This is a genomic window from Streptomyces xinghaiensis S187 (assembly GCF_000220705.2).
Taxonomy (GTDB): domain Bacteria; phylum Actinomycetota; class Actinomycetes; order Streptomycetales; family Streptomycetaceae; genus Streptomyces; species Streptomyces xinghaiensis.
The window spans coordinates 3749889-3763147 of record NZ_CP023202.1; the positions used below are offsets into that span (position 1 = coordinate 3749889).

11 protein-coding genes and 1 pseudogene are annotated in these 13259 nt (G+C 75.3%); 11 read left to right on the forward strand and 1 reads right to left on the reverse strand.

From position 1 onward, the window contains the following. Window positions 1-30 precede the first annotated feature (30 nt). Window positions 31-1200 carry a pyridoxal phosphate-dependent aminotransferase gene (locus tag SXIN_RS16130; RefSeq protein ID WP_039820259.1) on the reverse strand — a complete coding sequence of 390 codons (1170 nt, stop codon included), beginning with the start codon at window positions 1198-1200 and terminating at the stop codon, window positions 31-33. Between the two features lie 246 nt (window positions 1201-1446). Here SXIN_RS16130 and SXIN_RS16135 point away from each other — a divergent pair, with 246 nt between their 5' ends. From SXIN_RS16135 to SXIN_RS32215, 11 genes and pseudogenes are all read left to right on the forward strand, one after another. Continuing rightward, the gene (locus tag SXIN_RS16135; protein ID WP_192883594.1) at window positions 1447-1695 is read left to right on the forward strand and encodes a hypothetical protein; all 249 of its coding nucleotides are present in this window, start codon (window positions 1447-1449) and stop codon (window positions 1693-1695) included. 377 nt (window positions 1696-2072) lie between these two features. After that, complete coding sequence (locus tag SXIN_RS16140) at window positions 2073-2591, forward strand: DUF2617 family protein (protein WP_019707213.1); 519 nt, start codon at window positions 2073-2075, stop codon at window positions 2589-2591. Between the two features lie 76 nt (window positions 2592-2667). Beyond that, the gene (locus SXIN_RS16145) at window positions 2668-4305 is read left to right on the forward strand and encodes a polyamine aminopropyltransferase (RefSeq protein ID WP_095757143.1); all 1638 of its coding nucleotides are present in this window, start codon (window positions 2668-2670) and stop codon (window positions 4303-4305) included. Between the two features lie 203 nt (window positions 4306-4508). Further along, the gene (locus tag SXIN_RS16150) at window positions 4509-5729 is read left to right on the forward strand and encodes an SRPBCC domain-containing protein (protein ID WP_095757144.1); all 1221 of its coding nucleotides are present in this window, start codon (window positions 4509-4511) and stop codon (window positions 5727-5729) included. 168 nt (window positions 5730-5897) lie between these two features. After that, entirely contained in the window at window positions 5898-6683 is a 786-nt protein-coding gene (locus SXIN_RS16155; RefSeq protein ID WP_420341089.1) for an aldose epimerase family protein, read from the forward strand. A 105-nt stretch (window positions 6684-6788) separates the two neighbouring features. After that, window positions 6789-7325: an orotate phosphoribosyltransferase gene (gene pyrE / locus SXIN_RS16160; protein WP_019706803.1), complete on the forward strand. Its 537-nt coding sequence runs from the start codon at window positions 6789-6791 to the stop codon at window positions 7323-7325. A gap of 371 nt (window positions 7326-7696) precedes the next feature. After that, a complete protein-coding gene (gene fbaA / locus SXIN_RS16165) occupies window positions 7697-8719 on the forward strand; it encodes a class II fructose-bisphosphate aldolase (RefSeq protein WP_019707211.1) in 1023 nt (340 codons plus the stop codon). Window positions 8720-8941: 222 nt separating this feature from the next. Then, window positions 8942-9355, forward strand: coding sequence for a DUF3151 domain-containing protein (locus SXIN_RS16170; protein ID WP_019707210.1), 414 nt, complete (start codon window positions 8942-8944; stop codon window positions 9353-9355). Between the two features lie 218 nt (window positions 9356-9573). Continuing rightward, complete coding sequence (locus SXIN_RS16175; protein WP_019707209.1) at window positions 9574-10416, forward strand: tryptophan 2,3-dioxygenase family protein; 843 nt, start codon at window positions 9574-9576, stop codon at window positions 10414-10416. Continuing rightward, a pseudogene (locus SXIN_RS16180) lies at window positions 10409-11863 on the forward strand (kynureninase); the annotation flags it as partial. The gene SXIN_RS16175 and the pseudogene SXIN_RS16180, both read left to right, overlap by 8 nt. Window positions 11864-12006: 143 nt before the next feature. Continuing rightward, entirely contained in the window at window positions 12007-13185 is a 1179-nt protein-coding gene (locus SXIN_RS32215; protein WP_238153775.1) for an alpha/beta hydrolase, read from the forward strand. The last annotated feature ends 74 nt before the right edge of the window (window positions 13186-13259 follow it).

Consider the following 13259-nt stretch of genomic DNA (forward strand, 5'->3'; position numbering starts at 1 on the left):
CGTGTGACCGTTCCGTCCGCCGGCCGGCTGTCAGCCGGTTGGCGTCTTGAGCCGTTCGACCGCCTCCGCCAGGACCTCGGTCCGCTTGCAGAACGCGAAGCGGACGAAGGGCGCGCCCTCCTCGCGGTGGTCGTAGAAGACGGCGTTGGGGATCGCCACGACTCCGCAGCGCTCCGGCAGCGCCCGGCAGAAGGCGAAGCCGTCGTCGAAGCCGAGCGGCCGGATGTCGGTGGTGATGAAGTACGTGCCCGCGGGCCGGTAGACGGTGAAGCCCGCCTTCGCCAGGCCGTCGCCGAGCAGGTCGCGCTTGGTCCGCAGATCGTCGCGCAGCCCGTCGAAGTAGCTCCGCGGCAGCCGCAGCGCCTCGGCCACGGCGTACTGGAAGGGCCCCGCCGAGACGTAGGTCAGGTACTGCTTGGCGGAGCGGACGGCGGTGACCAGCTCCGGCGGGCCCGTCACCCAGCCGACCTTCCAGCCGGTGAACGAGAAGGTCTTCCCCGCCGAGCCGATGGTGACCGTGCGCTCGCGCATCCCGGGGAACGCGGCGAGCGGCAGATGCTCCCCGTCGAAGACCAGGTGTTCGTAGACCTCGTCGGTGACGACCAGCAGATCGCGCTCGCAGGCCAGTTCGGCGATCGCGGTCAGCTCCTCGCGGCCGAGGACGGTGCCGGTCGGGTTGTGCGGGGTGTTGAGCAGCAGCAGCCGGGTGCGGCCGGTGACGGCGCCGCGCAGCTCGTCGAGGTCGAGCCGGTACGCGCCGCCGTCCGGGCGGAGGGTGACGGGGACGCGGGTGCCGCCGGCCATCGCGATGCAGGCGGCGTAGGAGTCGTAGTACGGCTCCAGCGCGATCACCTCGTCCCCCGGTTCGAGGAGCGCGAGGAGGGCGGCGGCGATGGCCTCGGTGGCTCCGGCGGTGACGAGCACCTCGCGGTCCGGGTCCCAGGACAGCCCGTAGCGCTCGCGCTGGTGATCGGCCACGGCGGTCCGCAGCTCGGGGATGCCGGGGCCCGGCGGGTACTGGTTGCCCTTCCCCTCCCGCAGGGCGCGGACGGCGGCCTCGCGGATCTCCTCGGGGCCGTCGGTGTCGGGGAAGCCCTGGCCGAGGTTGATGGAGCCGGTGCTGAGCGCCAGCGCCGACATCTCGGCGAAGATCGTCGTCCCGAACTCGGCCAGGCGGCGGTTGAGCGGTGGTCTTCCCATGCGGCCCATGGTCCCACGGGCGCGTGCGCGTGGGACCTGTGCGGCCAGCCGGGCCGGCGCCGCCGGGGGCTGCCACGGGGCTTCGTCCCGCGGGGCGTTCACCCCGTGCGCCCGCGCCGGGGCGCGTCCTCCGGCGCCGAACCTCTGGATTTGCTCAACTCTGCTTTCACCTCCTGACGCGACGGGCATCTCCCCCGCACAGCGCGGAGCGGGGGCTCGCTTCGGGGGAGGAGAAGGGGGAGTCGCGTGATGGGAATCGTGGTGTTCGGGGTGCTGGTCGCCGTGGTGCTGGCGGCGGTCGCGGGGGCGCGGGGCCAGGCCGGGCGCAACCGGAAGCGCAAGCGGACGCGGGGGCGGAGCGGCGGGGGAGACTCCGGCGGCTCCGGCAACTCCTGGTGGGCGGCCGACAGCGGTTCGTCCGGTGACGGTGGTTCGTCCTGCGGGGGTGGTTCCTCGTCCTGCGGCGGGGGAGGCGGCTGCGGCGGAGGCAGCTGACCGGGGGAGAGCACCGCGGGGGAACCCGGCCGCGCGCCGGGTGCGGGGGGAGAGAGTGGCGCCGACCGGCACGGGGCGGTCGGCGTCACTTTCGCGGCCACGGCCGGGTCATGCGTCCGGCCCATACCGCCTCGCATATGCCGTGGACCGCATTCAACATCGTTTTATCGCATAGTTTTTGAACTGGTGAACAGCACAACCCCCTGGGGCATGGAAACCCGTCGAAGATGGGTAAAAACGCTGTGGGCACCGTGCACTTCATGATTCCGTATTCACCGGAACACCCCACGTGGGCACGAGCCGGCGAGTGATCTTTCTTGGGTCCTCCTCCGAGGCGGGCCGGCCCACCATCCACTGCGTGCTTGCGGAGCCGACCCATGCTCACCACTCTCGAAACCGCTTATTCCGACACCCGCGCAGCCGATCTCGCCTGGTGTCTAGGCAAGGAGGCACTGCCCGCGCTGGCCGTCCTCGATCTGCGGCTGGGCCCGGCGGAGGTGCAGTTGCGCCTGCTCGGGGCCTCCCACCAAGTGATCCTCAGGGAAGGGGAGAGCCAGTGCTCCGAGACGGTGGCCTGCATACCCGGCAGCAGCACCCCGCTGCCCCTCGGAGCCGCCGAGAGCATCGGCGGCTGGGAGTACGAGTTCGCGGCGCGCGTCGAGACGCTGTCGCGCGGGTCGTTCGCCGGCCGGGCGCAGGAGCTGCTGGCCCTGGTGGCCGACCACCCCAACGGCCTGGCCGGGACCTTCCCCGGCGATCCGCACGCCTTCACGGCGATGCTGGTCCAGCGGTGCGAGGGCCGGGTGCGGTGGCGCACCTGGCACGCGTATCCGCAGGAGGGGGCGCTCGTCACCACGCGCACCCAGGTCGGCGCCCGGACGATGGCCCCCCTGTAGTGCGCCCCCGGGCGCCCTTCGAGACAACCCTTGTGGGTGACAGGGCCGTTCACGCGGCTCCCGTAGCGTTCCCCGCATGATCGATTCGCCTGAGCCACGGCTCCTGTCCCGCGCGGTCGCGCCGGACGAGCCGGAGACCCCGGTGCGCCTGCCCGTACCGGCCGGGCTGGGACGGCTTCTGGTGCTGGCCGCGGTCTTCGTCTGCGCCGCCTGCGGACTGGTGTACGAACTCGAACTGGTGGCGCTGGCCTCGTATCTCTTCGGTGACTCCGTCACCCAGGCGTCCGTCGTGCTGTCCGTGATGGTCTCCGCCATGGGCGCCGGCTCGCTGCTCGCCAAGCGGCTGCGGTGCCGGGCCGCGGTGGCCTTCGGGCTGGTGGAGGCGGTGCTCGCGCTGGTCGGCGGCTGCTCGGCCATCGCGCTGTACGCCTCCTTCGTCTGGTTCGGCGGCTCCCATGCCGTGCTGGTCGGCTTCTCGCTCGTCATCGGGGTGCTGATCGGCGCCGAGGTGCCCCTGCTGATGACCCTCATCCAGCGCGTCCGGCGGCAGGACGCGGGCGGGGCCGTCGCGGACCTCTTCGCCGCCGACTACATCGGCGCGCTGGCCGGCGGGCTCGCCTTCCCCTTCCTGCTGCTGCCGCTGCTGGGCCAGTTGAGCGGTGCCCTGCTGACCGGGGCGGTGAACGCCCTGGCCGGCGGGGCGCTGGTGCTGTGGCTGTTCGGCCGCGATCTGACCGCCCGGGGCCGGTGGATCCTGATCACGGCGAACGGCGCGGTGCTCGCGGTCCTGGCCGCCGGAACGTTCCTGGTGCCCTCCTTCGAACGGGCCGCGCGGCAGGCCGTCTACGGGGAGGACGTACGGGTCGCCATACGAACGGACTACCAGGAGGTGGTCCTCACGGGGGGTCCCGGCGGGGCCGGCGGTGGTGCACCGCTCTCCCTCTTCCTCGACGGCCGGCTGAGATTCAGCGGACGCGACGCCTGCCGCTACCACGAGGCCCTGGTCCACCCGGCCATGGCCGGCCCCCGCGCCCGTGTGCTCGTGCTGGGCGGCGGGGACGGCCTCGCCCTGCGCGAGGTGCTGCGGTACCCGGACGTCCGTTCGGTCACCGTGCTCGCGCCCGACCCCGGGCTGCTGCGGCTGGGGCGCAGCGATCCCGGGCTCTCCCGGCTCAACGGGCGCTCCCTCGCCGACCCGCGGGTGACGACGGTCACCGGGGACGTCTTCGGCCGGCTGCGGACGGACGCGGCGGCCGCGGGCCCGTTCGACGTGATCGTCTCGGATCTGCCCGACCCCGGCATCACGGCCAGCGCCAAGCTGTACTCCCAGGAGTTCTACGGGCTCGCGGAGCGCGCCCTGGCGCCGGGCGGACGGCTGGCCGTGCACGCGGGCGCCCCGGACACCCACCCCCGGAGCTACTGGACGGTCGACGCGAGCCTGCGGGCGGCCGGGCTGCGCACGTCGCCCTACGCGGTCGGCGGCCGGCGGTCGGCCTACGCCGCCGGCCCGGACCGCTCGGCGACGGCCGAACACCCGCCCCGCACCTGGGGTTTCGTCCTCGCCGCCCGTGAGCCTGAGCGCCCGCGCCTGGCGCCCGACGCGCCCGTACCGCTCACGCTGACCCCCGGCACGCTGCGCTCCGCGGAGCGCACGGCCGAGGAGCTGCGGGTCCCCGGGGCCCGGGCGTCCACGCTGACCCACCCCCGGCACTGAGGCCCTCCGTTCCCCCACCGTTCCCCTTCGTTCCCCGCCGTTCCGCCGGAACGATTCACCCCGCGCGGTGTGGGGCGGGGCCCGCCGGCGGGCCCGGCGGGCGGTCCGGGCACGGGCGCGCCGCGCCCGGCGGACCCGGGCGCCCCGCGGAACTCGCGCGGACAGGGGTGCCGGAGCGCGTCCGCTGGGTAGGCTCGGCTCCCATGGAGCATGAGGTGTTCGTTCCGTTTCCACCCGGGACCGTGCGGCAGGCGCTCGCGGACCCGGAGCGCGTCGCCCGCTGCGTCCCCGGTTTCCAGTGGGACGCCGGCTCGGGTCCCGGCACGCTGGCGGGCCGGCTGCGGCTCCGCGCCGGCGGCTCGACCATCACGTACCACGGCACGCTCCGTGTCACCGAGCGGGACGGCGGGGAGCTGGCCGTCGAGGCGGAGGGATCGGAGGCGCGCGGCGACGGCTCCGCCGGAGTCACGCTCGTCCTGCGGCTCAACGCCGCCGACGGCGGTACGTCCCTGGTCTGCGACGGGAGCGTACGGAGCCGGGGGCGGCTCGCCGAGGTGGACGGCAAGGCGGCGGCGTCCGCCGGACGGCGCCTGCTCGACCGGTTCGCCGCGGCGCTCGCCTCCGACCTGGAGGAGACCCCGGTCCGCCCGGCGCCCCCCTCGGCCCCCGCGGTTTCCGGCGAGAACGGCGACGGCGGGACCGGGCGCGGCGAGCCCGGTGGTGACGGCGGTGGGCAGGCCCCGGGCGGCAGGCGGTCCGGGGAACAGGGCCGGAAGGACGCGCACGGCAGCGGCGGCAACGGTACGGCCCCGGACGGCCCGGAAGCCGGCGGCGACGGCCCGGACGGCTTGGACGGTCCGGGTGGCTCCGGCGGCGCGGAGGACGAGGCGGGAGCGGCCGGCGGCGGGGAGGCCGGCGGCCTCGGCCGGGCCGACGACAACGACCCCGTCATCCCCGGCATCCCCTCGCCCGAGCCGGGCCCCGACGCTGCCGGCGCGCCGGCAGCGAAGCCCGGGACCGGCGACAAGCCGGGAGCCGGGCGGGCCGGCGGCGAGGGCGAGGAGCCCCGGCCCGGGACGGCCGAGGCCGCGAGCGCCGCCGCCGAGGCGGGCGGCGGCACCGCCCCCGAGGCGGCGTCCGTCTTCGAGACCGACGTCCCGCCCTCCTCCCTCGACCCGCTCGCTGACGACCTCGCGGAACCGGACGGCGACACACCGCCCGCCGAAGCGGCCCACGCCCGCCGCACCATGATCGGCCGCAGCGCCGAGGAGGTGGACCACGCGCCGCCCCGGGGCCGCTACGCCCCCGTACCGGCGCCCCAGCCCGCCTCGGCCGGTGAGACCCTGCGCTGGGCGGCCCCGGTGGCCGCCGCCGTGGTCGCCACGGCGGTGATCCTCAACCGCGTCCTCCGCCGCAGGCGCTGAGGCTCCGGCGGGGATCCGCCGCCCGGTCGCGCGGGGCGGCGGCGTCAACCCGCGTCCGTGGGCGCGCGCGTGGCGGAAAAGGCGGGGCCGCGGGGCGGGCCCGGACTCGCATAGGGTCGGTGTGTGAGCACTCACGAGACGACCGAAGCGGCCCCGGAGGCCGGAGTCCTGCTGGCGGCGGGCAACGCCGAGGTGACCGTACGGCCCGAGCTGGGCGCCCGGCTCGGTTCGCTGCGGATCGACGGCACCGAACTCCTGAGACAGGGCCCCCGATACGGTTCCTTCCCCATGGTGCCGTGGTGCGGCCGGACCGCGAACGGCGTGTTCCGCGACGGCGCCGAGCGGCACGAACTCCCGCTCAACTCCCCGCCCCACGCCATCCACGGCACCGGCCGCGACCAGGTGTGGCGGACCGTCCGCGCGGACGGCACGGCGGCCGTCTTCACCTACGACCTGGGCGACCCCTGGCCGTACACCGGCCGCGTCACCCAGCTCGTGGAGCTCGCCGACGACGCGCTGACGCTGAAGATGGGCGTCGAGACCTACGGCAACTCCTTTCCGGCGCAGGCCGGCTGGCACCCCTGGTTCCTCCGCCACCTCGCCGGCGGAAACGGCGCGGGCGAGGGCGTGCGGATCTCCTTCGACGCCGCCTGGCAGGAGGAGCGCGGCGAGGACCACCTCCCGACCGGCCGCCGGACCGACCCGCGCCCCGGGCCCTGGGACGACTGCTTCGGTATGCCCGACGGCGTGGACGTCACCCTCACCTGGCCGGAGCGGCTGGAGCTGAGGATCACCAGCCGGGCCGAGTGGGTCGTGGTCTACGACGAGCAGGACGAGGCCGTGTGCGTCGAGCCGCAGTCGGGTCCGCCCAACGGCCTCAACACGGCCCCGCGCCTGGTGACCCCGATCGACCCGCTGGAGATCTCCACCACCTGGCGCTGGCGCCGGCTCTGAGCCGGCTCCGGACGGCGGCGGGGTGCGCCCGGCCCGCTCCGGCCCGGGCGGGCGGCACCGCCGCTGCCCGGGGCGGCCGCCGGGGCCCCGGATAGGCTCGTGGCCATGACCGACGCGCGTGAAGCCCTGCTGCGGCAGATCAAGGACAAGGCCGTGGTGCACGGCAAGGTGACCCTCTCCTCGGGCCTGGAGGCCGACTTCTACATCGACCTCCGCCGGATCACCCTGGACGGTGAGGCCGCCCCGCTCGCCGGGCAGGTGATGCTGGACCTCACCGCCGATCTGGACTACGACGCGGTGGGCGGGCTGACGCTGGGCGCCGACCCGGTGGCGACGTCGATGATGCACGCGGCGGCGGCGCGCGGACGCCGGCTCGACGCCTTCGTGGTGCGGAAGGCGAACAAGGCCCACGGGCTGCAGCGGCGCATCGAGGGCCCGGACGTCAAGGGCCGCCGGGTGCTGATCGTCGAGGACACCTCCACCACCGGCGGGTCCCCGCTCACGGCCGTCGAGGCGGCGCGCGAGGCGGGGGCCGAGGTGGTGGCGGTCGCGGTGATCGTGGAGCGCGGCGCGGCGGGTGCGATCGCGGAGGCCGGACTGCCGTACTACCAGGCGTACGGGCTGGACGACCTCGGCCTCTGACCCCGCGCCGGCGGGGCTGCCGGACCGGCCGGGCCGGCGGGGGCGGGCCGGTGGCCTCCTTCCGGCCGGCGGGTGGGCCGCGCCGCCGCCGCGCCACCCCGCCCCGTCCCTTCTCCGGCCCGTCCGGCGGCCCCTCCCCGGCCGTTCGGCCCTTCCGGGGCCGGGGGCGGAGGGACGAAAATGCCTTGCGCAAACGGGAGTTCACCGGGGGAAGACGGGTTTCACGTGAAACCCGCACCGCCCGTGTCCGGTTCGTCCGCTTGGGTGGTGTGGAGCGGAACGCCGTATCTGGGAGGATGACCCCAGACGATGATGTCGCCCCACGGTCAGGGCCTACTCGAATAACCGGCACATTCACAAGGAGCCGACAGATGCCTATCGCAACCCCCGAGGTCTACAACGAGATGCTCGACCGGGCGAAGGCCGGCAAGTTCGCCTACCCCGCCATCAACGTGACCTCGTCCCAGACCCTGCACGCGGCGCTCCGTGGTTTCGCCGAGGCCGAGAGCGACGGCATCGTCCAGATCTCCACCGGCGGTGCCGAGTTCCTCGGGGGCCAGTACAGCAAGGACATGGTCACCGGCGCGGTCGCGCTGGCCGAGTTCGCGCACATCGTCGCCGAGAAGTACCCGGTCAACATCGCCCTCCACACCGACCACTGCCCCAAGGGCAAGCTCGACGGCTATGTACGGCCGCTGCTCAAGGTTTCTCAGGAGCGCGTCGCCGCCGGGCGCAACCCGCTCTTCCAGTCCCACATGTGGGACGGCTCCGCCGAGATCCTGGACGACAACCTCGCCATCGCGCGCGAGCTGCTCGCCGAGGCTGTCAAGGCCAAGATCATCCTTGAGGTCGAGATCACCCCGACCGGTGGCGAGGAGGACGGCGTCTCGCACGAGATCAACGACGAGCTCTACACCACCGTCTCCGACGTGGAGCGGACCGCCGACGCGCTCGGCTTCGGCGAGAACGGCCGCTACCTGCTGGCCGCCTCCTTCGGTAACGTGCACGGGGTCTACAAGCCGGGCAACGTCGTCCTCCGCCCCGACCTGCTGCGCCAGCTCCAGGACGGCGTGGCCGCGAAGGCCGGCAAGGCCGACCCGTTCGACTTCGTCTTCCACGGCGGCTCCGGCTCCACCGAGCAGGAGATCCTGACCGCGCTGGAGAACGGCGTCGTCAAGATGAACCTCGACACCGACACCCAGTACGCCTTCACCCGCCCGGTCGCGGACCACATGTTCCGCAACTACGACGGTGTGCTGAAGGTCGACGGCGAGGTCGGCGACAAGAAGACCTACGACCCGCGCAGCTGGGGCAAGAAGGCCGAGGAGGGCATGGCGCAGCGCGTCGCACAGGCCTGCTCGAACCTCCGCTCCACCGGCACCAAGCTGAAGTAACCCCCGGCACCACCGCAACAGCACCACCGCACCACCGCAGCGGCACCACCGCGCAGCAGCACCGCCGCGGTGCGGAGCGCGCCGGAGCCCGGTGGCCGCGACCGTCCAGGTCACGGCCGCCGGGCTTCCGCGCGTGCCGGAGCTTCCGCGGCGGAGGGCGCACCACGGGACGCACACCGCCGCGCCCGTCCGTTCCGCGCGTCCGGCAGGCAGACTGGGCCCATGGCCACACACGAGAACCTGCTCGGGGGACCGCCCCCGACCCGCCTGCCCGACGACCCGGAGCCCCGCGAACTGCTCGCCTCCGGCTCGGCCCCCGCCGAGGTCGCCGCGAAGTACCCGTCCTCCTCGCTGGCCTGGGCCCAGCTCGCCGACGAGGCGTACGAGAACGGCCGCGTCGTCGAGTCGTATGCCTACGCCCGCACCGGCTACCACCGGGGACTGGACTCCCTGCGCCGCAACGGCTGGAAGGGCCACGGGCCGGTCCCGTTCGAGCACGAGCCGAACAGGGGCTTCCTGCGCTCCCTGCACGCCCTCGCCCGCGCCGCCCAGGCGATCGGTGAGCAGGAGGAGTACGAGCGGTGCAGCACCTTCCTGCGTGAGTCCTCCCCGACCGCCGCCGAGACCCTCGGCTGACGAGCGGGGCCGGGCCGCAGACCCTCCGTCCCCCTCCCCCCGGGCCGGCCGTGCTCACACGGCCGGCCCTTGCCGTCGCGCCCCCGGTCCACGGATGATGCGCGGAGGGTTCCGCTCCGCGCCGACCGCGCGGGCGGGCCCGAGAGGGGACCGGGGCTCCGATGCCGAGAGGAAGGGGCGGACCGCTACCCGGGAGCACGCAGTACGAGGAGACAGCGATGTCGGCACAGCACGACCTGCCCGAAGCCGGTCCGGAGACCCCGAACCTCGACTTCCAGGGCACCACCCCCTACGAGGACTACGTCAAGGCGGACGTCCTCACCCACCTGCAGCACCCGCTCTCCGACGACCCGGGCGAGATGGTCTTCCTGGTGACCACCCAGGTCATGGAGCTGTGGTTCACCGTGATCGTCCACGAGTGGGAGACGGCCGCGCAGGCCCTCCGCCGGGACGACCTGCCCACCGCCATGGCGGCGCTCAAGCGGTCCGAGCACGAGCTGCGCGCCCTCAACGCCTCCTGGGAGCCGCTCGCGCACCTCACCCCGGCCCAGTTCAACGCCTACCGGGGCGCGCTCGGCGAGGGCTCCGGTTTCCAGTCCGCGATGTACCGGCGGATGGAGTTTCTGCTCGGCGACAAGTCGGCGTCCATGCTCGTGCCGCACCGGGGCGCGCCCCGCGTCCACGCCGAGCTGGAGAAGGCGCTCGGCGAGCCCGGCCTCTACGACGAGGTGCTGCGGCTGCTCGCCCGGCGCGGCCACGCCGTCCCCGCCGAGGTCCTCGAACGCGACCTCACGCTGCGCTATGACGCCCACCCGGCCGTCGAGGAGGTCTGGGCGCGGATCTACGCCGGCCCCCAGGAGGACGAACTGGTGCGGCTGGGCGAGGCGCTGACGGAGGTCGCCGAGCTGGTGTGGCGCTGGAAGAACGACCATCTGGTGGCGACCCGGCGGGCGATGGGCGCCAAGACCGGCACCGGCGGCTCCCCGGGCGTCTCCTGGCTGGAGAAGCGGGCCCGCAGGAACGTCTTCCCCGAGCTGTGGACCGCCCGCAGCCATGTCTGACACCACGGAAGCCATGTCCGAGACCACCGATCACCGTACCGCCGGCACCGACGCCGGGCTCGCCGAGCGGGCCGCGCGGCTCGACGCCGGAGACCCGCTGGCCGGGCTCCGCGACCGCTTCCTGCTGGAGCGGCCCTCCGACGGGGACGCCGCCGTCTACCTCGACGGCAACTCCCTCGGTGCGCTGCCCGCCGGTGTGCCGGCCCGTATCGCCGAGGTCGTCGAACACGAGTGGGGACGGCTGCGCATCCGTTCCTGGACGGAGGGCGGCTGGTGGCAGGCGCCCGAGCGGATCGGCGACCGGATCGCCCCGCTCGTCGGCGCCGCGCCCGGCCGGATCGTGGTCGGCGACTCCACCAGCGTCAACCTCTACAAGGCCCTGGTCGCGGCCGTGCGCATCGCGCAGGAGGGCGCCCCGGGCACCCTCGGCGGCTCCGGCGCGGCGGGCACGGCCGGTGCCATGGGCGGGGCCGGCTCCCCGGACGGGGCGGGCTCCGCGGGCGGGCAGGCCGGTCTGCCGTCCGCGCCGGCCGCCGACGGTCCGCTGGCGCGGGCCGGATCGCTGCCGCGGCCGGCAGGGGCCGGGAGCGGCGGTGAGGGATCCGGGCCGGCGCGCGACGAGATCCTCGTCGACGCGGAGACCTTCCCCACCGACGGCTACATCGCTGAGTCCGCCGCGCGCATGACCGGCTGCCGCATCCGCGCCGTGCCCGCCGCGGAGATCGGCGCGGCCTGCGGGCCGCGCACGGCCGTGGCGCTGGTCAACCACGTCGACTACCGCACCGGGCGGCTGCACGACCTGCCCGGCACGACCGCCGCCGCGCACGCGGCGGGCGCCCTGGTGGTGTGGGACCTCTGCCACAGCGCGGGCGCCCTGCCCGTCGGGCTCGACGCGCACGGCGTGGACCTGGCGGTCGGCTGCACGTACAAGTACCTCAACGGCGGGCCCGGTTCACCGGCCTTCCTGTATGTGCGGCGGGACCTCCAGCCCCGGTTCGACTCCCCGCTGCCGGGCTGGAACTCGCACGCCGACCCGTTCGGCATGGCGCCCTCCTACGCGCCCGCCGACGGCGCCGTGCGCGGCCGCGTCGGAACCCCGGACATCCTGTCGATGCTGGCGCTGGAAGCGGCGCTGGAGGTGTGGGACGGGGTCGCGGTGGAGGACGTACGGGCCAAGAGCCTGGCGCTCACGGACTTCTTCCTGGAGTGCGTGGCCGCGTACGTGCCGCGCGGGCGGGTGGAGTGCGTGACGCCCGCCGCGCACGCCGAGCGGGGCAGCCAGGTCGCGCTGCGCTGCGAGGACGCGGAGGAGGTCATGCGGGAACTCATCGCGCGCGGGGTCGTCGGCGACTTCCGCCGACCGGACGTCCTCCGCTTCGGCTTCACCCCGCTCTACGTGGGCTACGCCGACGCGGAACGGGCGGCGCGGGTCCTGGCGGACGTCCTCGCCGAACGGCACCCGGGCGGCGGCCCGCCCGGCGCCGGCGGCACCGGGGGCGGCCTCCCCGGCGCGGGCGGCCCGGGCACTCGGGACACCGCCGCGGACGGCTCGGACACCACGCCGGGCGGTCACGGCGCCGGCTCCGGGGCATGACCGCACCGGACAACGGCCCCGGCGGGCGCCCTCGGGTGCCTGCCGGGGCGGCCCCCGACGACGGCCCGGCCGGCCGCTCCCCCGGAGAATCCGCGGAAGCCGTCCGGGCCGCCACGGCCGGCCATGTCACGGAAGCCGTCCGGGCCGACGGGGGAGCCGGTGCCACCGGCCACACCGCCGCCGAGGCCGTCCGTGCCGCCGCCGAGGCGGAGGAGGGCGCGCTGCTCGGCCTGGCGCCCCGGGCGCCGCACCGAACCGTGCGCTACGGCCCGCACCCGTCCCAGCTGATCGACTACCACCTGCCGGACGGCACCCCCGGACTCCGGGTGACGATCCTGCACGGCGGGTTCTGGCGCGAGGCGTACGACCGCACGCATCTGTCGCCGCTCGCCGCCGCGCTGGCCCGGGAGGGCTGCGCGGTGGCGCTGGCCGAGTACCGCCGGGTCGGGGGCGGCGGCGGCTGGCCCGCCACGTTCGAGGACGTTTCCCGGATCGTCGTCACGGCATGGGGCGAGCAGGACCCCCGGGACGGCGGGCCCGACGGCGCCCCGCGCGCCGGCTCGAAGCGCTCCGGCCGCTCCGGCCGCTCCGGCCGCTCCGGCCGCGCCGGGGGAGCCGCCGTGGAGCGTGCGGGGCGCCCCGGCGTTACGGCCGTCGGGCGGGACGGCCGTGCGCGTCACGTCCTGCTCGGGCACTCCGCCGGCGGGCACCTCGCCCTCTGGGCGGCCTCCATGCGCACGGCCGCGGGCGCCGCGGGCGGAGGCGGGACATCCGGAGCCGGGACGTACGGAACCCCGGCCGCCCCGGACCGAGTCGTGGCCGTCTCGCCGGTCGCCGCGCTGGGGCGGGCCCATGAGCGGGACCTGAGCCGGGGAGCGGTCGCCGGGCTGCTCGGCGGCCCCGGTGCCGTGGCGGAACTCCTGCCGCTGGCCGACCCGTTGCTGCTGCCTCCCCCGGTGGTGCCGGTGACGATCCTGCACGGCACCGCCGACCCGGACGTCCCCCTCGCCCTCTCCCGCGAGTACGCCGCCGTCATGCGCCGGGCCGGTGCGCGGGTGGAGCTGCGGGAGCGTCCCGGCGGCGGGCACTACGCACCGCTCACCCCGGGCACCGGCGCCTTCCGCGAGCTGCTGGACGCGCTGCGGGGCCTCCCACCGGAGCCCTCCCCCGGGTGAGACGGGCGGTCCGGCGCCACCCGGGGGACTCGTCACCCCGCCGTCCGGCGCGAGCCGGGTGCCGTCCGGGCGGC